Origin of the sequence: Streptococcus sp. OH4692_COT-348 (genome assembly GCF_003859975.1) — a bacterium.
GTDB lineage: Bacteria > Bacillota > Bacilli > Lactobacillales > Streptococcaceae > Streptococcus.
The window spans coordinates 125,112-144,433 of record NZ_RQZB01000002.1 but is presented as its reverse complement, the minus strand read 5'-3'; the positions used below and the strand labels follow the sequence as shown (position 1 = coordinate 144,433).

Annotated in this window: 17 protein-coding genes; all 17 read right to left on the bottom strand. The window is 39.7% G+C overall.

Annotated features, from left to right (window positions below; genetic code table 11):
- Nucleotide 1 precedes the first annotated feature (1 nt).
- Nucleotides 2–1,564, bottom strand: coding sequence for a 2-isopropylmalate synthase (locus tag EII37_RS01575; protein WP_124787364.1), 1,563 nt, complete (start codon nt 1,562–1,564; stop codon nt 2–4).
- A 313-nt stretch (nt 1,565–1,877) separates the two neighbouring features.
- On the bottom strand, nt 1,878–2,534 hold the full coding sequence (locus tag EII37_RS01570) for an MmcQ/YjbR family DNA-binding protein (protein ID WP_124787363.1): 657 nt from the start codon (nt 2,532–2,534) through the stop codon (nt 1,878–1,880).
- Nucleotides 2,535–2,577: 43 nt separating this feature from the next.
- Nucleotides 2,578–3,210: a copper homeostasis protein CutC gene (locus EII37_RS01565; RefSeq protein ID WP_124787362.1), complete on the bottom strand. Its 633-nt coding sequence runs from the start codon at nt 3,208–3,210 to the stop codon at nt 2,578–2,580.
- A 90-nt stretch (nt 3,211–3,300) separates the two neighbouring features.
- Nucleotides 3,301–3,660: a YbaN family protein gene (locus EII37_RS01560; protein WP_124787361.1), complete on the bottom strand. Its 360-nt coding sequence runs from the start codon at nt 3,658–3,660 to the stop codon at nt 3,301–3,303.
- Between the two features lie 105 nt (nt 3,661–3,765).
- On the bottom strand, nt 3,766–5,853 hold the full coding sequence (gene topA / locus EII37_RS01555; protein WP_124787360.1) for a type I DNA topoisomerase: 2,088 nt from the start codon (nt 5,851–5,853) through the stop codon (nt 3,766–3,768).
- Nucleotides 5,854–5,970: 117 nt separating this feature from the next.
- Nucleotides 5,971–6,819, bottom strand: coding sequence for a DNA-processing protein DprA (gene dprA, locus EII37_RS01550; RefSeq protein WP_124787359.1), 849 nt, complete (start codon nt 6,817–6,819; stop codon nt 5,971–5,973).
- 138 nt (nt 6,820–6,957) lie between these two features.
- Entirely contained in the window at nt 6,958–8,781 is a 1,824-nt protein-coding gene (gene lepA / locus EII37_RS01545; RefSeq protein WP_124787358.1) for a translation elongation factor 4, read from the bottom strand.
- Between the two features lie 78 nt (nt 8,782–8,859).
- Nucleotides 8,860–9,588 carry a metallophosphoesterase family protein gene (locus EII37_RS01540; RefSeq protein WP_124787357.1) on the bottom strand — a complete coding sequence of 243 codons (729 nt, stop codon included), beginning with the start codon at nt 9,586–9,588 and terminating at the stop codon, nt 8,860–8,862.
- A gap of 1 nt (nt 9,589) precedes the next feature.
- Nucleotides 9,590–11,257 carry a DNA repair protein RecN gene (gene recN, locus EII37_RS01535; RefSeq protein WP_124787356.1) on the bottom strand — a complete coding sequence of 556 codons (1,668 nt, stop codon included), beginning with the start codon at nt 11,255–11,257 and terminating at the stop codon, nt 9,590–9,592.
- Between the two features lie 6 nt (nt 11,258–11,263).
- Nucleotides 11,264–11,695, bottom strand: coding sequence for an arginine repressor (locus tag EII37_RS01530; RefSeq protein WP_124787355.1), 432 nt, complete (start codon nt 11,693–11,695; stop codon nt 11,264–11,266).
- Entirely contained in the window at nt 11,688–12,503 is an 816-nt protein-coding gene (locus EII37_RS01525; protein ID WP_124787354.1) for a TlyA family RNA methyltransferase, read from the bottom strand. Before EII37_RS01525 ends, EII37_RS01530 begins: the two co-directional genes overlap by 8 nt.
- The gene (locus EII37_RS01520; protein ID WP_124787353.1) at nt 12,496–13,371 is read right to left on the bottom strand and encodes a polyprenyl synthetase family protein; all 876 of its coding nucleotides are present in this window, start codon (nt 13,369–13,371) and stop codon (nt 12,496–12,498) included. The genes EII37_RS01525 and EII37_RS01520 overlap by 8 nt, the downstream gene beginning before the upstream one ends.
- Complete coding sequence (locus EII37_RS01515) at nt 13,368–13,580, bottom strand: exodeoxyribonuclease VII small subunit (protein ID WP_000043226.1); 213 nt, start codon at nt 13,578–13,580, stop codon at nt 13,368–13,370. Before EII37_RS01515 ends, EII37_RS01520 begins: the two co-directional genes overlap by 4 nt.
- Nucleotides 13,558–14,898: an exodeoxyribonuclease VII large subunit gene (gene xseA / locus EII37_RS01510; RefSeq protein WP_124787352.1), complete on the bottom strand. Its 1,341-nt coding sequence runs from the start codon at nt 14,896–14,898 to the stop codon at nt 13,558–13,560. The genes EII37_RS01515 and xseA overlap by 23 nt, the downstream gene beginning before the upstream one ends.
- Nucleotides 14,899–15,025: 127 nt before the next feature.
- Entirely contained in the window at nt 15,026–15,664 is a 639-nt protein-coding gene (gene udk, locus EII37_RS01505; RefSeq protein ID WP_001181376.1) for a uridine kinase, read from the bottom strand.
- Between the two features lie 334 nt (nt 15,665–15,998).
- The gene (locus EII37_RS01500) at nt 15,999–17,063 is read right to left on the bottom strand and encodes an HNH endonuclease (RefSeq protein ID WP_025172035.1); all 1,065 of its coding nucleotides are present in this window, start codon (nt 17,061–17,063) and stop codon (nt 15,999–16,001) included.
- Between the two features lie 125 nt (nt 17,064–17,188).
- A complete protein-coding gene (locus EII37_RS01495; protein ID WP_000110902.1) occupies nt 17,189–19,285 on the bottom strand; it encodes an AAA family ATPase in 2,097 nt (698 codons plus the stop codon).
- Nucleotides 19,286–19,322: the final 37 nt, after the last annotated feature.

The following is a 19,322-nucleotide window of genomic DNA, read 5'->3' as shown; positions in this document are numbered from 1 at the left end:
TTTACACACTAGGCATATCGCGGTAAGAAACACTGCGTCCCATCTCACCAGCATTCTCTTTTTGAACAAAGGTATTGGCATTAATGTAGGCAATAGCCGAAGCCTTTAACACATCGAAATCAAGACCTGCTGCGTTAAAGATGGTTTCTGTATCTCTATTTTCAACAGTTACCAAGACCCGAGCTTGGGCATCAATTCCATCTGTCACAGCATCAATGGTATAGGACACCAAGCGGACGGATTGGTTAAAGAACTTGTCGATAGCGTTAAAGATTGCTTCAACAGAACCTTGCCCTGTCGCATTAAATTCGACCTTCTCACCATCCATGTTAGCCAGGCTAACAAGCGCTTCAATGTCATTATCTGCATGAGTTTGCAGTTGTAAATCATCAAAATGGAAACCTTCTGGATTTTCAACCATGGTTCCAGCTACCAGCGCACGAATATCTGCATCTGTGATTTCTTGTTTTTTATCGGCCAGTGCCTTGAACTTAGCGAAGAGTGGTTTGATGTCCTCTTCTGTAAAATCTAGGGCTAATTCTCTTAGTTTCTCGACAAAGGCATGGCATCCAGATAATTTTCCAAGCGGAAGACTATTACTCTTGACACCAACCAATTCAGGGGTGATGATCTCATAAGTGAGAGGATTTTTAAGTACTCCATCTTGGTGAATACCAGATTCGTGAGAGAAGGCATTGCCACCAACCACGGCCTTGTTTTTAGGAACTGGAATTCCTGAGAAGCGAGAAACCATTTCTGATGTATTGATGGTCTCATTTAGGACAATACTGGTTTCTGCTTGGTAGTAATCTTGGCGAATATTGAGAGCCACTGCTATTTCTTCCAAGGCAGCATTTCCAGCTCGCTCCCCAATACCGTTGATAGTCCCTTCGACACGTCCTGCACCATTCTTGACGGCAGCAAGGCTATTAGCTACTGCCATTCCAAGGTCATCATGACAGTGTGGTGAATAGATAATCTGACGATCCGTCTTGACATTCTCAATCAAGTGTTTGAAGATAGCTCCGTATTCCTCTGGTGTGGTAAATCCTACCGTATCAGGAATATTGATATAAGACGCCCCTGCATCAACCGCTGTTTGAACAACTTGCAGGAGGAAATCCAACTCTGTTCTGGTCGCATCTTCTGGCGAGAATTCGACCACTTCAAACTTAGAACGAGCATAAGAAACATGCTCCTTAATAGCTTCTAAAATCTCTTCCTTGCTCTTATTGAGCTTATACTTGCGGTGAATCAGACTGGTAGCGATAAAGACGTGAACCTGTGGATACTTGGCATCCTTGAGGGCTTCATAACAAGCATCAATATCAGACTTGACAGAACGTGCTAATCCAGTCACCGCTGTTTTCTTCAAGACCTTGGCGATTTCCTGCACTGCTGTGAATGAATCAGGACTCGCCGCCGGAAAACCGGCTTCAACAGCTGAAATACCCCATTTCTCCAGCTGTCTTGCAATGGTAATTTTTTCCTTGATTGAAAAATTAACGCCCGGTGTCTGCTCTCCATCCCGAAGGCTAGTATCTAGAAATTCAACTGCTCTCATAAAATTTCCCCTTTTCCAAATATGGTTTTAAAAAAACATCTCGCTCAGAAACCCAAGCGAGATGTTGATTTACTCCCGCTTGGTAAGCCAAACAGGACTAATGCATTTTGCACTAGCCCGAGTACCTCAACAACAAAGCAAATTGATTAAACTTAGCTGTTTTCATGTTTGACTTTCTCCTTCGTTTGATATCTTGTTTAGTATTTTAGCATAGGCAAAAGTAGTTGTCAAGAAAAAATCCAATATTTTCTGAAAATTTCTTCAGTAGAGAATATTTTGCTAATTGAAAGTTCTTGAAAATTCTTGAAATGTTTCATTTTTTAATAGTTAAATTCCAGCTTCTTTCTATCAATTCCAGTACTTCTTCATCTGATAAAGTATCATCAAGCGCCACACTAATCCAGTAACGTTTGTTCATATGAAAGGCTGGATAAATGCCCTTTTTTGAAAGCAAATCAGCTACTTGGTCATGTTTGAGATTGACTGCTTCCACTTGTCCTTCTCTGCCCTTTTCCAGCTTATTCCAAGAGATTTTCATCCAGACGGCATACCACTTTTGATTCCCTTCATGACGTAATACGGCTGTATCAGGCGATTTCTCCCACAAATACTCCAACTGATTACCATGCTTTTCCTGAACTTGAGTCATGATTCGCTTAGTCTGAGGGCAGATAAAATCCTGTACCTCAAAACAAGCCTTTCGAATCTGGTAAAGAATCTCCAGACAAGCCTCACGGACACTTCCTACAAAACTTCCTCTCATGCTTTCCATATGGACTTGTGGATAGAGATCACCAGTCTCCTGGTCAAAGACTTGAAAACTCACATTATCAGCATTAATGGACACAGTCATGACAAAGTCACCCTGCAAAATCTGGCAACTATAGGTCCAGACTCCCCTATTTTCTACAAAACCAAAAGCATGAGCTTTTTCTTGATTAAACTGATAGGATTTAAAAATTTCAAACATAAGTGAAAACTGCTACCCAAGGCTAGCAGTTCCTTTCTATTTTTTAAAAGACAACCTTGGTTCCATGCAATTGTGTCACACCTAGCTGGTCGATAAAGGTTTGACGGTTGTCAAGGTCAATCCCACCACCTGGTAGAATTTCAATTTTACCTTTAGCGTGCTCCAAAATTCTGTGATAGTGGGCAAAACGTTTTTCTAACGAGTCGCCAGACACACCCGCACGAGTCAGGATTCGAGTAACTCCAGCTTGACTGAGCCAGTCAATGGCTTCCAACTGGTCTTCTTCGCTCAATTCATCAAAGGCCATGTGAAAGACAATTTCCATTCCTTTTGATGCAGCAATTAGCTTTTCAAGATTAGCTTTATCCAACTTCTTCTCAGCAGTTAAAGCCCCAAATACAACCCCTTGACTACCAGCCTGAGCAGTCAATCGAATGTCTTCTAGCATGATAGCAATTTCCATATCATTATAGACAAAGTCGCCACCACGGGGACGAATCATGGTCATAATGGTCGTATCGTAGTTGGTTGCCAATTCAACTGCTGCCTTAATTACTCCATAGCTTGGTGTTGTTCCACCAACTACTAGATTATCACAAAGCTCAATCCTTCGAGCTCCAGCCTCCATCGCTTTTTCAAGCAAGGTCACATTTTCAGCACAAAATTCGTAAATCATTTGATTCTCCTTGATTATTACTTTGAATTTATTATATCATATTGTTGTGAATATGCTTTCATTTATATCAAGGAAAATTACGACTATTTTTTATTCTTTGTCCGGAATGACCTTGAAGAGATAATAGGTGATAAAGATGGTCAAAGCTCCCAGACCGATTTTGACTGGTAAGAGAGGAGCAAAGTAAATGGAAATTCCCATCAAGATGTAGATGGATACGATGATTTTTTTCTTACGTTCACGCGCAATGGACTTGGTCTCACGAAAATCAGCTACATATGCTTGATAGAGCTTAGTATGATAAAGCCAGTCTTCGAAGCGCTTGGAACTTTTTGAGAAACAAGCAATAGACAACAAAAGAAAAGGCGTTGTAGGTAGCAAGGGCAAGACAACCCCAACAATAGCCAAGGCCAGTGATAAAAAACCAATAATTAGATAAATAAGACGCATAACTACTCCTAATTAAAATAATCTTCTTCTAGTTTCGCATACAATGATGAATTTTGTCAAGTTCCAACCAAAAAGAGCCTGAAATTCACTTTCAGGACTCTCCTCTTATTTAATCTTTTCTTCTTCGTAGTCGCCATTACTACAAACAACCTGCTTGCCACCACCACGGACTTTTTTCTCCATGAGGAAGTTGCCACATTTTGGACATTCACGACCAACAGGCTTGTCCCAAGAGGTAAATTCACATTCTGGATAGCGATTGCAACCATAGAAGAGGCGGTTACGCTTGGTTTTACGCTCAATGATTTGTCCTTGATGACAACTTGGACACTCTACACCAATCTCTTTCACGATTGCTTGGGTATGACGGCAATCTGGGAAATTGCTACAAGCGTAGAACTTACCAAAACGACCAAGTTTAATGACCATTGGACTACCACACACTTCACAGTCAAATCCAGCTGGTTCATCCTTGATTTGGATTTTTTCCATTTCTTCTTCGGCCTTAGCCACTTCTTTAGAGAATGGTTTGTAAAAGGCGTCAATAACGCGTTGCCACTGCTCTTTTCCAACTTCGACATCATCCAGTTTACCTTCCATTTCAGCTGTGAAGGTCACGTTTACGATATCTGGGAAATATTCAACTATGAGCTTGTTAACAATTTCGCCCAACTCTGTCGGTTCAAAGCGTTTGGCTACAAGGCGAACATAATAGCGTTTCTGAATGGTTTCAATAGTTGGTGCGTAGGTTGACGGACGGCCAACCCCATTTTCCTCCAAAGTCTTGATAAGAGTCGCTTCAGAATAACGAGCAGGCGGTTGGGTGAAATGTTGCTCTGGTTTGCTATTAACCTGCTTGACCACATCTCCAACAGCCATGTCCGGTAACATCTTATTCTTGTCAGAATCATTATAAATGGCAAGATAACCATCAAACTTAACCTGACTACCATTGGCAGCAAATTGAACCCCATTTTGAGACAATTTAACAGCCATGGTATCAAAGACAGCAGCTGTCATCTGGCTAGCCACAAAACGATTCCAAATAAGAGTATAAAGCTTGAGTTGATCCTTGTCCAGATACTTAGCGATGCTTTCAGGTGTATTAAAAACGCTAGACGGGCGAATAGCCTCATGGGCATCCTGAGCACCTGATGCATTTTTGACCTTGCTACCATGCTTAGAATACTTGCTACCAAAACGGTCCGTAATGAAACTTGCTGCTTCATTTTGCGCTACAGGACTGATACGAGTCGAATCGGTACGCATATAGGTAATCAAACCTTGAACACCAGAACCGATATTAATTCCTTCATAGAGCTGTTGGGCAACCATCATGGTTTTTCGAGTACGGAAATTGATTTTATTGGCCGCGTCCATCTGCATAGATGAAGTGGTATAGGGTAAAGGAGCATTGCGTTTGCGCTCTTTCTTATCCACCTGATCCACTGAAAAGTCTTTATTAGTCAGACGAGACAAGACTTCCTTGACCTCATCATTGCTAGTCAGTTTCAGTTTTTTACCATCCACTCCATAGAAGGAAGCCTGAAATTGCTTGGTTCCCTTTTTAAAGACACCATCAATTGTCCAGTATTCTTCTGGCTGAAAGGCATTGATTTCATTCTCACGATCAATGATTAACTTAAGCGCAATAGACTGAACGCGACCTGCTGACAAGCCCTTCTTGACCTTCTTCCACAAAATAGGCGAAATCGAATACCCTACCAAGCGGTCCAGGACACGGCGTGCCTGTTGAGCATCGACCAAGTCCATATCAATCTTACGAGGTTCTTTAAAAGCATTTTTGACCGCATCCTTAGTGATTTCATTGAAGACCACACGGTTGGCATCATTTTCATCCAAGTTGAGAATGTGAGCCAAATGCCAAGAAATCGCTTCTCCTTCACGGTCCGGGTCACTCGCCAGAAAGACTTTATTAGCTTTTTTAGCTTCTTTTTTCAAGTCATTGATGAGAGGACCTTTTCCTCGGATATTGATATATTGCGGTTCATAATTATTTTCAATATCGACGGACATACTGGATTTCTTCAAATCACGGATATGCCCGACACTGGCTAAAACCTTGTAGTTTCTGCCGAGATACTTTTCAATCGTCTTGGCCTTAGCAGGCGACTCCACGATTACTAGATTTTTTTTAACTGTTGATTTTTTCTTTTTTGTTGCCGTAGCCACAGTATCACACCTTTTCAAAGTAATAAACTTTATAAAGTGTAAACCATTTTGCCATAACTGTCAAGACTTAGCTCCTATATATAGAAGAAAAGTTTGTCTAGTAAGCGAACTTTCGTCTTAAAATTCAAATTCTGCAAGAACATCCTGCCCACTGGTGACCAATTTTGCTCCTTCCTGAATCAAATTATGGCAACCGTCTGATAGTCCATCTAAAATGCTACCAGGAATAGCAAAAACATCTCGCCCTTCTTCCATTGCTCTCTCACAGGTAATGAGACTACCTGAACGCATCTTAGCCTCTGTTACAATCACACCACGACAAAGTCCAGCAATGATGCGATTACGGGCAGGAAAATGAAATTTTAGAGGCTGTTCACCTGGTCCGTACTCACTGAGAACCAGATGATCATTGCCGATGTAGTCTTGCAAGCGTTTATTAGCTTTAGGATAAAACACATCCAGTCCTGTTCCAATCACTGCAATGGTTTTTCCGCCATTCTGAAGAGCTGCCATATGAGCTGCTGTGTCAATGCCCTTAGCTAAGCCACTGACAATAACCAGTTCATTTTCCAATCCTTGAATAACTTTTTCAACTGACTTAGCTCCCTGTTTGCTACAAGCACGACTGCCTACGACCGCTACTTTAGGAAATTTCAAGAGGTCAAGATTTCCCTTGTAAAATAAAAGTACAGGCGCATCATATATTTCACTCAAATCCCAAGGGTAACAGTCGTCTAAAATAGAGAAAGATGGAAATTTTTGAAACTCCTTCTCCAAATACGCATCGTCTATCTGAAAATAACGTTCCATAAAAACGGCTGGATTTCGGCAACCTGATATATCTGCAATATCACCCAACAAAAGCTCCTGATCAACATTTTCACCGTATTCTAGGACATTCAAAATCTGTTGATTGGTTAAACCTGATTTTTTTAACTTATAGATTTCATAGTTTGTGATTTTCATAAATAACTCCATTTCTTTATCTACTCATCTATCTATTCGTAAAACAAATTAAAAAGAAGACCATTTGATCTTCTTTTATTTATCTTTGTTATTTGACATTTAAAGTCTATCAACAATAAAATATTTTTCTTTATACTTCTACTCTTCATCCATGCTCAAGACGCTAAGGAAAGCTTCTTGTGGAACTTCTACTGATCCGATAGCTTTCATACGTTTCTTACCGGCTTTTTGTTTTTCCAGTAGCTTACGTTTACGAGAAACGTCACCACCATAACATTTAGCAAGTACGTTCTTACGAAGGGCCTTGATATCTGTACGAGCCACAATCTTGTGTCCAATTGCTGCTTGGATAGGAACCTCAAATTGTTGGCGAGGAATGATTTTCTTGAGCTTATCAACGATGAGTTTTCCACGCTCGTAGGCAAAGTCCTTATGAACGATAAAGCTGAGGGCATCCACCTTGTCTCCATTGAGAAGGATATCCATTTTCACCAGCTTAGATGGACGATACTCTGACAATTCGTAGTCAAAGCTTGCATAACCACGAGTTGAAGACTTAAGTTTATCAAAGAAGTCAAAGACGATTTCAGCAAGTGGAATTTGATAGATAACATTGACACGATTGTCATCAATATAATCCATAGTCACAAAGTCCCCACGCTTACGCTGAGCTAATTCCATCACTGCTCCAACAAACTCTTGCGGTACCATGATTTGCGCCTTAACATAAGGCTCTTCAATGGTCGCAATCTTAGTTGGGTCTGGGAACTCAGATGGGTTTGACACATCCATAGACTCTCCGTCGGTCAGATTGACTTTATAGATAACAGACGGAGCTGTCATGATAAGGTCTATATTAAACTCACGCTCTAAACGTTCTTGGATAACATCCATATGGAGAAGTCCAAGGAATCCACAACGGAAACCAAATCCAAGTGCCTGAGATGTTTCTGGTTCAAACTGCAAGCTGGCATCATTTAGTTGCAATTTTTCAAGGGCTTCACGAAGGTCATTATACTTGTTTGATTCGATTGGGTAGAGACCCGCAAAGACCATCGGATTCATCTGCTTGTAACCATGTAAGGGCTCTGCCGCAGGGTTGGTCGCCAAGGTAACGGTATCCCCCACACGAGTGTCCTGAACCGTCTTGATAGAAGCCGCAATATAACCAACGTCACCAGTCGCAAGGAAATCACGACCAACTGCTTTTGGTGTGAAAATACCGACTTCCGTAACATCAAAAGTCTTGCTATTGCTCATAAGCTGAATCTTATCGCCAGGTTTAACAACACCGTCCATAACACGAACTTGGAGGATAACCCCACGGTAAGCATCGTAAACAGAGTCAAAAATCAAAGCCTTAAGCGGCGCCGTCACATCACCTGTTGGAGCTGGTACTTTTTCTACGATTTGCTCAAGGATTTCTTCGATACCAATACCAGCCTTGGCAGAAGCCAAAACTGCTTCGCTGGCATCTAGACCAATAACATCTTCAATCTCTGTACGCACGCGCTCTGGATCTGCGGCAGGCAGATCAATTTTGTTAATGACTGGCATGATTTCCAAATCATTGTCCAAGGCTAGATACACGTTGGCAAGGGTTTGAGCCTCAATTCCTTGGGCAGCATCTACCACCAAAATAGCCCCCTCACAGGCAGCTAGCGAACGCGAAACTTCATAGGTAAAGTCTACGTGCCCCGGCGTGTCAATCAAGTGGAAAATATAAGTTTCCCCATCTTTTGCGGTATAATTGAGCTCGATGGCATTTAGTTTAATGGTAATCCCACGTTCTCGCTCTAAATCCATGCTATCCAAAAGCTGGGCCTGCATTTCACGACTTGAAACCGTCTCTGTTTTTTCCAAAATGCGGTCTGCAAGAGTCGACTTCCCGTGGTCAATATGGGCGATAATAGAGAAGTTACGGATCTTCTCCTGTCGTTTTTTCAATTCTTCTAAGTTCATGATTCTCTTCCTTTCAGGGTATCTATTTATTATAAATTGTTTTTGACATTTTGACAAGACCATACCCTGCTAGGAGTACTAATCTTCAGCGATAAAGCCGTCATTTTCGATAAAATGGTGTTCTGTCATTCCTTGGTCTGTAAAGACAATCCCATGAAGGACACCACCATAAACAGCTCCTCCATCCATTCCAATCTTGCCATCTTCTGTAGTCCAAAGCTCAGCTGTACCACGCTCTTGCTTCAACAAACCATAAACCGGTGTATGTCCGAAGACAATAGTTTTCCCAGTATGATTTTCGGCTTCGTGGAATGGTTTTCTAAGCCAGACTTTTTTATAATCTGTGGTTTCATGCCAGTCATCCAAGGTCAAATCAATACCTGCGTGAACAAAGATATACTTGTCTGTCTCTACCACAAACGGCATTTGACGAATAAATTCGACCAAATCTGCCGCTTCAGTAGCGACACGCTTGGCATCTTCTACCCCATCAACTGGTGCATCCAAGGGACGACCTAGAATAGAGTTAATGGTTGTATCTCCACCATTGCGACGATAGTGGTCATAGCTTTCTTCTGGGTCATCGAGCCAAGTCAAAAACATATACTCGTGATTTCCTGACAAACAGATTGCACCTTGATTGTCTACCAAGTCCTTAACCATTTCAAGAACACGCCGACTATCCTCACCGCGGTCAATCAAATCTCCTAGAAAGAGCAACTGGGTCTGACCATCCCATGTTTTAAGAAGGTCTTCTAGCATCCCAGCTTTTCCGTGAACATCTCCAATTACATAATAGTCTGTCATCTTATTTCTCCCTGTTTCTCAACAATTCTCTGGCTTGCGTCAGGGCAGCTTCCGTCACATCATCACCTGCCAACATCTTGGCAACTTCCTCTACTCGCTCTTCAATCGTCAAGAGACGAACAGTCGAAACCGTTGAATGGTCATTACTAATCTTCTCAATAAAGAATTGATAATCTGCAATCGCAATCACTTGTGGCAAATGGGAAATAGCCAGAACCTGACCATGCTGACCAATCTTGTGAATCTTCTGTGCAATAGCTTGAGCTACACGGCCTGACACTCCCGTATCCACCTCATCAAAGACAATGCTAGTCTTGCCTTCTTTGCGAGAAAAGGCGGATTTAATGGCTAGCATGAGACGAGACAATTCCCCACCAGACGCAACCTTGACCAAGGGTTTAAAGTCTTCGCCAGGGTTGGTTGAAATGTAAAACTCGACCGTTTCATTGCCCTCACGACTGAATTTGCCCTTGCTAAAACGAACCTGAAACTGGGCTTTTTCCATATAAAGATCTTGCAGTTCTTGTTTAATCTCTGCTTCGAGCTGCTGGGCCAAGTCATGACGAGCAGAGGCAAGTTGACCTGCCAAATCGACAAGATTGACTTCCAATTTCTTAAGCTCTGCTTCCATGTCCTCAGACGAAAGGTTATTACCTGTCAAAAGATTGTATTCTTCTGTAATCTTGGCAAAATAAAGCAAAACATCGTCTACAGTCCCACCATACTTACGGGTAATAGTATTAAGGAGATCCAAACGATTCTCAACCTGCATGAGACGATTGCCATCAAAATCAAGATCCTCAATAATAGCTTCCAAACGTTTGCTAATATCTTCTAAGACATAGTAGGTCTCAGACAGAGAGCTTGAAATTTCACGGTATTCAGGGTCATACTCTTCGACACTTTCCATGTCATTCATGGCCGACCGAACATTGGCCAGACTTGAAAAGTCTTCATTGTCCAACATGCTGTAGGCATTGGTCAGTGTATCCGCAATATTTTTATGGTTGAGGAGTTTATCTCGCTCTTGGTTGAGTGCCAAGTCTTCCCCTGCTTGCAAATTAGCCGCCTCAATCTCTGCCATTTGAAATTCCAACATCTCAATACGAGCCTTGTGTTCCTGTTGGTTTTTCTTGACTTCCAGAACCTGCTTGCGCATTTTTCGATAGGTATCAAAACTCGTCTGGTAGGTCTCTTTTAAGTCCCAAAAAGCTGCATCGCCAAATTCATCCAACATCTGGATGTGCAGTTGAGGACGCATTAATTCTTCTTGGTCATGCTGACCATGAATATCCACCAGATGTTGCCCAATAGCACGCAAAACAGACAGATTGACCATCTGACCATTCACACGGCTAATACTACGGCCGTTTTGCAGAATTTCCCGACGGATGATAATCTCATCACCCAATTCCAAACCTTGCTCATCGAAAATTTCCTGCAAAAGGCGACTATTCTCAACTGAGAAAAGCCCCTCAATTTCTGCCTTTGGTGCGCCATGACGAATAACATCTGTCGTCGCACGAGCCCCCAACATCATATTCATGGCATCAATGATAATCGACTTCCCTGCGCCTGTTTCACCAGTCAGGACAGTCATTCCCTTTTCAAAATTGAGGGAAATAGCCTCAATAATAGCAAAGTTTTTTATCGAAATTTCAAGTAACATATAGACCTACCAATTTTTTACTTGCTCAAAGACTTCCTCAGCTAGACTTTCACTTCTGGCAATGACTAAAATCGAGCTATCATCAGCTAAACAGCTGAAAATCTTGTCCGCAAACGTCTCGATTAACTGAGCTTTTACAAAAGCCGTATTTCCTGGAATCACTTGGAGATTGATCATCTTGTCCATCCATTCTGCCGATTCAATATTATCTTCAGCTAGCTGCAAACTTTTTACGACTGATTTTGGCAATTCATAGACGTATGTGTTATCCTTTAAAGGAATTTTAACAATACCTAACTCCTTAATATCTCTTGAAACAGTCGCTTGAGTGGCAGTGATTCCTGCCTCTTTCAAATGTTCTACGATTTCTTCTTGCGTACCGATTTGATAATCTGTCACAAATCGTCTAATTTTTTCAAGTCTCTCTTTTTTATTCATTTTTAAATTGACTATGCGCCCTCTCTACTACTTCTTCAATCTCAGCAAGAACCTGATTGCTTGCTGACTCTTCTTTTTTCAAATACGCTAAAAACTCAATATTTCCATGACCGCCTTGGATGGGAGAAAAGTCCAAACCAAGAACTGAAAAGCCTTCCTCTACTGCCATAGCTGTGACAGATTCAAGGACATGTTGATGAACCTTGGCATCGCGAATGATTCCATTTTTCCCAATCTGCTCACGTCCTGCCTCAAACTGGGGCTTAACCAGAGCCACAACCTGACCTTGATCTGCCAAGACTCGGTGCAAGGCTGGCAAAATCAGACTGAGAGAAATAAAACTGACATCAATACTGGCAAAGCTCGGTTCCTTCTCAAAATCAGTCTTTTCAGCATAGCGGAAATTGAACTGCTCCATGCTGACCACTCGTGGGTCTTGGCGTAATTTCCAAGCCAACTGATTGGTACCAACATCGACTGCAAAGACTAACTCAGCACCATTCTGCAACATGACGTCGGTAAAACCTCCAGTAGAGGCTCCAATATCAATCGTTGTCGCCCCTTCTACTGACAAATCAAAGACCTCCAAGGCCTTCTCCAATTTCAAGCCACCACGACTCACATACTTGAGTTTTTCACCCTTGAGTTTTAGCTCGGTGTCGTCTAAGATTTTCTCTCCTGGTTTATCAAAACGTTCTCCATTCAGGACTGCTACAACTAGACCAGCCATGACACCGCGCTTGGCCTGTTCTCGCGTTTCAAACAAGCCCTGTTTATAAGCTAGTACATCCACTCTTTCCTTAGCCATTGATTCTCAAACTTTCTACTACTCTTACAATCGATTCTGTATCAAAGGGAATCTGCTGGGCAATTTCTTCTAACTTGGCATTAGCTTGATCCAAGGTTTGGTTACAAAAGGTAATGGCTTCTTCCAAGCCCAACAAGGCTGGGTAGGTTGATTTTTCTGCCTGCAAATCCTTTTGTGGTGTCTTGCCGATTTCCTCAAAACTAGCTGTCACATCCAGTACATCGTCTCTGACCTGAAATGCAAGCCCAATCAATTCACCAACAGTTTTCAATTTTACCTGCATTTCAGGTGCCAATTCAGCAATAATAGCAGCTGCTTGGAAGGGATAGGCTAGTAATTTTCCAGTCTTATTAGCATGAATGGTCTGGAGTTCTTCCAAAGACAAATGCTGGTGTTCACCTTCCATGTCCAAAACCTGGCCTGCTACCATGCCCATACTTCCTGACGCTAGGGATAAGTTAGCAATCAAGTCCACCTTGATCTGACCTGGCAAATCTGCCTGCGCTATCAAGGCATAGGGATCTAGGAACAAAGCATCTCCAGCCAAAATGGCCATCGCTTCGCCAAATTTTTTATGATTGGTCAAGCGTCCCCGACGATAATCGTCGTCATCCATAGCTGGAAGGTCATCATGAATCAAGCTTCCTGTGTGAATCATTTCCAAGGCCGCTGCCACTTGAGCATGTGCTGGTTGGATAACTACTTGCAGGGATTCCAGAACTTCTAACAAGAGGAAAGGACGAATACGCTTGCCGCCAGCATGAATGGAGTAGAGAACAGACTCTCGTAAACTAGAAGCAAACTGCTGATCTCCATAAAAATCTTCCAAAGCTGACTCCACAAGAGCTAATTTTTCTTGCTTCTTCATTCAAAATCACTTTCTGTTCCGTCTTCTTGCATAACCTTAACCAAGGTCTTTTCAGCCTTGTCCAAGGTCGCTTGGAGCTCTTTTGACAAGACCATGCCCTTTTGAAAGGCCGCAATCGCATCTTCTAGAGCAATCTCACCATTTTCCAAACTTTGGACGATGGTCTCTAGTTCTGCTAGATTTTCCTCAAATTTCTTTTGTTTTGACATCTTTAACCTCTAATTCTACTTGACCATCTCGCATCAAAAGCGTCACTTGGTCTTTTTTCTTCAAACTCTCAACCGAATCCACAACGGACTCTTCTTTTTTGACAATTGCATAGCCACGCGCCACAATTCGACTGGTATCCAACATCAACAAGGCTTCTGAAAGTCGCTTGACCTCAGCAACCTTGACATCATAAACTAGCGCCATTTGGCTACGCAGGATCTTGTCCAACTGACCTAGACGGTCTTGATAACGTTGGATTTTGGTAACGGGTGATAATTGTACCAGTCGATGCGTCCTTGCTTGGACCAATTGCTTGTTATCAGAAATCCGTGTTCGCAAACTTTGTTTCAAACGCAATTGCAGTTGATCCAAGCGTTGCAAATAACCGTCATACAAGCGCTCTGGCTGTCTAAAGATAACAGACTGACTGCATTTTTTCAAATCTTCTTGGTTCTTAGATAGGACATTTCGGACTGCCATGGCCATCCGTTTTTCCTGATTTTGCAAATGAGCTAATAGATCCAACTTGGTCACAGGTGTTGCCAGTTCAGCTGCCGCTGTCGGCGTCGCAGCCCGTCTATCTGCCACAAAATCCGCCAAGGTCACATCCGTCTCATGTCCCACACTAGATATGATTGGCAAACGAGATTCAAAAATAGCCCGTACCACAATTTCTTCGTTAAAGGCCCAGAGATCCTCTATGGAACCACCACCACGACCAATAATGAGCAAATCCAAATCGTCACGTTGATTGGCACGCGCAATATTTCTAGCAATTTCCTCCGCAGAACCTTCACCTTGAACCTTAGTTGGATAAAGTAAGATATCGACACCTGGAAAGCGCCTGCTGACGGTCGTGATAATATCTCGAATAACGGCTCCACTGCGACTGGTTACTACCCCAATTCTCTTAGAAAATTGGGGCAGAGGTTGCTTGAAGCGTTCTTGAAACATGCCTTCTTCTACCAATTTTTTCTTGAGTTGTTCAAACTGAATCGCAAGCGCCCCAACCCCATCAGGCTCTGCCTTTTCAATGATAATGGAGTAGCTTCCACTTGGCTCATAGACCTGCACACGCCCAATTACATTGATCTTCATCCCTTCTTCCAGGTCGAAGTCTAATTTCTGATAAATCCCAGACCAAATAGTCGCTTGAATAACTGCATGGTCATCTTTTAGGGAGAAATATTGGTGAGTAGGTCGTTTACGAAAGTTGGAAACTTGACCAGTTAAATAGACCCGTTCCAAGTAAGGGTCTTTATCGAATTTCATTTTCAGATACTTGGTCAAAGTTGTTACCGATAAATACTTTTCCATCTCCACCTACTATTCATTTTCTTGCTCTTTCATGGGTATTATTATACCAAAAATATGCCTAAAAATCTCCATTTATGTACCATTATGAGGGAAAAATAGAAAAAGGAGGCAAGGCCTCCACATCTGTTTATTTACTATTTCGAGCTTCTTCCAAAATCTTAGCAATCTTGGTCGTCAACAGGTCAATAGCCACTGTATTGCTGACTCCCTCAGGAATGACGATATCAGCATAACGCTTGGTTGGTTCGATAAACTGATGATACATAGGTTTGACCACACCTAGATACTGGTCAATAACGCTGTCAAGGCTACGGCCACGCTCTTCCATATCACGTTTAATCCGACGAATAATGCGCACATCATCATCCGTATCCACAAAAATCTTGATATCCATCAAATCGCGCAGACGCTTGTCCTCCAAGACCAAAATCCCCTCAACGATAAAGACATCTTGAGGCTCCTGACGATAGGTCTTGCTACTCCGTGTATGCTCTGTATAGTCATAGGTCGGGATGTCCACCGGACGCCCTGCCAACAATTCCTTAATCTGCTCAATCATCAAGTCTGTATCAAAGGCAAAAGGATGGTCATAGTTGGTTTTGACACGCTCTTCAAAGGTCAAATGAGACTGATCCTTGTAGTATGAATCATGCTCAATCATGGAAATCTTTTCATCAGGAAAATGCGATAAAATGGCTCTTGAAACACTGGTTTTTCCTCCACCAGAACCACCTGTCACTCCGATAATGATTGGTCTATTTTGCATGCTATCCTCCGTTTTTTTATCCGTCGTCTATTCTATCACATTTTTTGCAAAATTTATAGTCTGGTTTTGGGGCACTCATCTAATAAATTTTAATAGAAAGCATGGTATCTGCTTTGATTAACGAAACAAAAAGACTTTGCAATTTTTAAGTAAAAAGGTTTGATATCTATAACCAATTTCGTATAATCTTTATATACGGTTTTCTAAGACTATCTCTTGATTCAGATTAAATTGCTGATGCATGCTTTGCTGTTTCCTCCACTGATTTTTGATTCATCTCTTTCAATTTTTATGATTCTTAACTTCATTTTCTTCTACTATTTTGAGTTTCATCTTAAATAGCAATTATAGAAGCACAATCTTCTCCAAAATGCTCAAAACTTTTTCCACTTTCTATATAGTACTTAACAATTTCCTCTATTAAGCATTTTTTTCTTAACCTATCATCTCTATCTTCATCTTCTTTAAATAATTTAGGAAAATCAATAGAAAGCCCTTGTTTTTTTATCTGTTGGTAATATAAAATAAGATCTTCTTTATTATTTTTAACAAACATTTCTAAATCTTTCATTGTTTGTACTTCGTTCATATCATTCTGAAATTCTTGATTTGAAAAAGCAATATATTGAAAAGGCTGACGACGTTTGTTTATCTCCTTGTTTAATTTATAAATAACAGAAATATCATTTTCTATTTTTCTATTTAAATGCTCACATATTAGAAATCCAAAATAATTTTGATCAAACCAATACTCATCGCCAATCTTTTCAAATTCACTATTTTTACTATATGTATCTAATAGATGTTCTATGTATGACTTCAAAATAGATTTTGTTAAAGTTATTGGATTATTTGCTAATATGGTCAAAATTTTTTGAAACTCTAACTTTATTCTATGATTATATGTTTTTTCAATATTATAGTTAGTAATGAAATTTTGAATACGTTTATCCATAGGATTATCTTGATAGTAAAATTTAATATTTGGTTGAAAAATCTCACCTGTATCATTAAAGTTTACCTCAATATAATCCTCAATATCAAACTCTTCAAAGTAAGGATTAATTTCACTTTCTTCCTTTGTGACAGACCTTTTACTATGTTTAGAGGTATTGCACTCCCCACAACATTTGACTAGATTAATTGGTAAAATTGCAAGCCTAGGTTCACCAAGTTTTTGATCATTTTCCTCTTTCTCACTCTTAGGCATAATATGCTCGAGTGTTACTTTAGTTGAAAACACTCCTTCACAAATAGGACAAATTGCTTGATTATAGGTATTTTTTACAACTGCGAATTTTTGAAATAGGCCTTTTGAGGATGGTCGCACATACGTACCATACCATTTTGAATCAATATCACACTGTGACTGAATTAGATCAACATCTAATTCATACAATGAACCTATACTAGCTTTACTTTCATATTCTTTATCTAATTCTGTTAAAAAATTACGAAGCTCATCCTTATCGACAGTATCTGGTAATACAACTATAACGTCCTCTATAGATGGATATTCTTTAGCTACTCTTTTGATAAGACTTCACCCGCTTTCTCTATCTCCTCTTTCACTTCAAGATACTTCAGAAAAGCCTCATCTCCTAGATATTGACTATCTTCATCTGATATCAGATCAACATCTTCTGAATTATCTTGCTCTTCTCCAATAATTTCTTTCCTTCGATCATTAAAGAAACTATTATAACCTGTTTGTTGTAATTCCACTCCATATATATTCTTATATAATGTGTCTAAATTTTGACCGTAAGTTTTGTAATAAATATTTGTTAATTCGTGATTAGAATCTAATTTATAGACATTACAATGAGGAATTTCTTGAATGATTACTGGTGAATGTGTAGCAATCAAACAGAAAGCTTTATTATTATCCATTAACTGTGAAACAGCTCTAATAAATGCTTTAACCATAGGTGGATGCATAAACGTTTCTGGCTCATCAAAAATTATCAAGCTTCCTTGATTAATACTTGAAACAAGCTTCGTAATATATAAAAGAATAGTTGCTTGTCCTGAACTTAATGTATCAATTTTTTCAATATCAGTCTTAGAAATTTTTCTATCTTGAAAAGCATTGATGATATCATCTACCCAAGATTCAAATGTAAAGAAATTCAAACAATCTCCCCACATTTTTAATTTATCTTCAGAAGCAATCAAATCAATCAACAGATTTTGTATATAGTAGGAAAAACTTTCTTTGATGCTTATTTCACCTTCAAATCCTTCTTTTAGTGTATTCTCAGCAACTAGATACTTACTAGATTTCTGATCTAGATACTTCTTCACATCGGACAATGCTAATGCTTCGGTTTTCTTTAGCACTTCTAGAATTGGAGGATACTTCACTGAAACAAATCCTACTTTTTCATAGATAATTTCATCGTCTGAGTCTTTCCATTTATCACTAATTTCCTTACTGCTACCATCATTAATAGTATTGTCAAATGGACTCAAAGAAAAGTGTAGTATCTGTGAAAACTTATTGTCTTCTTCTAAATGTTCCTTTATTATCTGATTGATTTTATAGGATTTCCCACTACCATTTCCACCAACAACTGCATAAACATTCATTGGTAAATCCGACATTCTATTTTTTATGAAATTTAGCGCCCCTTTATCTATACCATTTTCTTTAAAACTATAATTTATAGATTTTACTCTATCATCTACCGCCTGTATTATATTTTTTCCATCCCCTGAATAATGCACTGTAGAATTAGAATATCCAAAAACAGTCAATGGATAAAATATTTCCTTGATTTCTTTTAATGTGGTTGTTCTTAGAAATGAATTATATAAAAAATTATGAACATCACCATTAGGTGGGAGAAAGGTCAGAGATTTACCGTGTGAATCTGAAACTTCTGAATATTTTTCTGCAATCGCATCTAATAAACTTATATCAAATGCAAGGTCTCTTGTTCGAGTGAACCATTTCTGACGTTCTTTATAAGAAAGATATTTCTTTAAAAATTCATAGTACGCAACTTCACCTAAGGAACAAAAATCCTCATCAGGATATTCTCCTTCACCACTTTTTAAATAGTCCTCAGAAAGATTATTTTTCGGATTAACTCGTAGCTCAAAAGTTTGTTCCCAAATCGTAAGATTTAAAACCAGTTTATAACCATAATCATCCCAATCACTATTTTTTATAGACAGCTGCTCTACAAAATCATCAAAACTTAAGGAAATAATTTCCTGCAATATCCCTAAGTATTCATCACTATCCTGTTCAACTCTTATAAAATGACATGTGAAAAAGTCTTGTTCAATAATAAAGTAACTCTGTCCAATACAGTTTTCGAATTCTGTTAACTTATTATTTTTTGTAATTTCTATATTTCCAGTTTTAGGGCTATCGGTTAACTCAGTGATAACAAAATAATTTTCTAAGTCAGAATTCCAGTCTATTGCTGACTGCGCAAACTTATTGATAATTAAAAAATTACTTTTTTCATATTTTTTTTCTAATTCTTTTAGGTCATACTGGACCAATACTCCTTGTTTAGTTATTTTATAAAAACTACTTCTACTCTTTAACCAGTCAATCTCCGAATACTCACTTCTAATTCTTTCAATAATTTCGATAACACTCATTTTTAAGAAATTCCTTTCATTTTATTATCATTATATC

Bases quoted from the DNA above. Each gene is read 5' to 3' on its own strand.
- EII37_RS01570 (WP_124787363.1), bottom strand. From the start codon at position 2,534: ATGTTTGAAATTTTTAAATCCTATCAGTTTAATCAAGAAAAAGCTCAT.
- EII37_RS01565 (WP_124787362.1), bottom strand. From the start codon at position 3,210: ATGATTTACGAATTTTGTGCTGAAAATGTGACCTTGCTTGAAAAAGCG.
- lepA (WP_124787358.1), bottom strand. From the start codon at position 8,781: ATGAACTTAGAAGAATTGAAAAAACGACAGGAGAAGATCCGTAACTTC.
- EII37_RS01520 (WP_124787353.1), bottom strand. From the start codon at position 13,371: ATGAAGAAGCAAGAAAAATTAGCTCTTGTGGAGTCAGCTTTGGAAGAT.
- recN (WP_124787356.1), bottom strand. From the start codon at position 11,257: ATGTTACTTGAAATTTCGATAAAAAACTTTGCTATTATTGAGGCTATT.
- EII37_RS01560 (WP_124787361.1), bottom strand. From the start codon at position 3,660: ATGCGTCTTATTTATCTAATTATTGGTTTTTTATCACTGGCCTTGGCT.
- EII37_RS01575 (WP_124787364.1), bottom strand. From the start codon at position 1,564: ATGAGAGCAGTTGAATTTCTAGATACTAGCCTTCGGGATGGAGAGCAG.
- EII37_RS01530 (WP_124787355.1), bottom strand. From the start codon at position 11,695: ATGAATAAAAAAGAGAGACTTGAAAAAATTAGACGATTTGTGACAGAT.
- EII37_RS01515 (WP_000043226.1), bottom strand. From the start codon at position 13,580: ATGTCAAAACAAAAGAAATTTGAGGAAAATCTAGCAGAACTAGAGACC.
- udk (WP_001181376.1), bottom strand. From the start codon at position 15,664: ATGCAAAATAGACCAATCATTATCGGAGTGACAGGTGGTTCTGGTGGA.
- xseA (WP_124787352.1), bottom strand. From the start codon at position 14,898: ATGGAAAAGTATTTATCGGTAACAACTTTGACCAAGTATCTGAAAATG.
- EII37_RS01540 (WP_124787357.1), bottom strand. From the start codon at position 9,588: ATGACAGACTATTATGTAATTGGAGATGTTCACGGAAAAGCTGGGATG.
- EII37_RS01525 (WP_124787354.1), bottom strand. From the start codon at position 12,503: ATGGCTAAGGAAAGAGTGGATGTACTAGCTTATAAACAGGGCTTGTTT.
- EII37_RS01495 (WP_000110902.1), bottom strand. From the start codon at position 19,285: ATGAGTGTTATCGAAATTATTGAAAGAATTAGAAGTGAGTATTCGGAG.
- dprA (WP_124787359.1), bottom strand. From the start codon at position 6,819: ATGAAAATCACAAACTATGAAATCTATAAGTTAAAAAAATCAGGTTTA.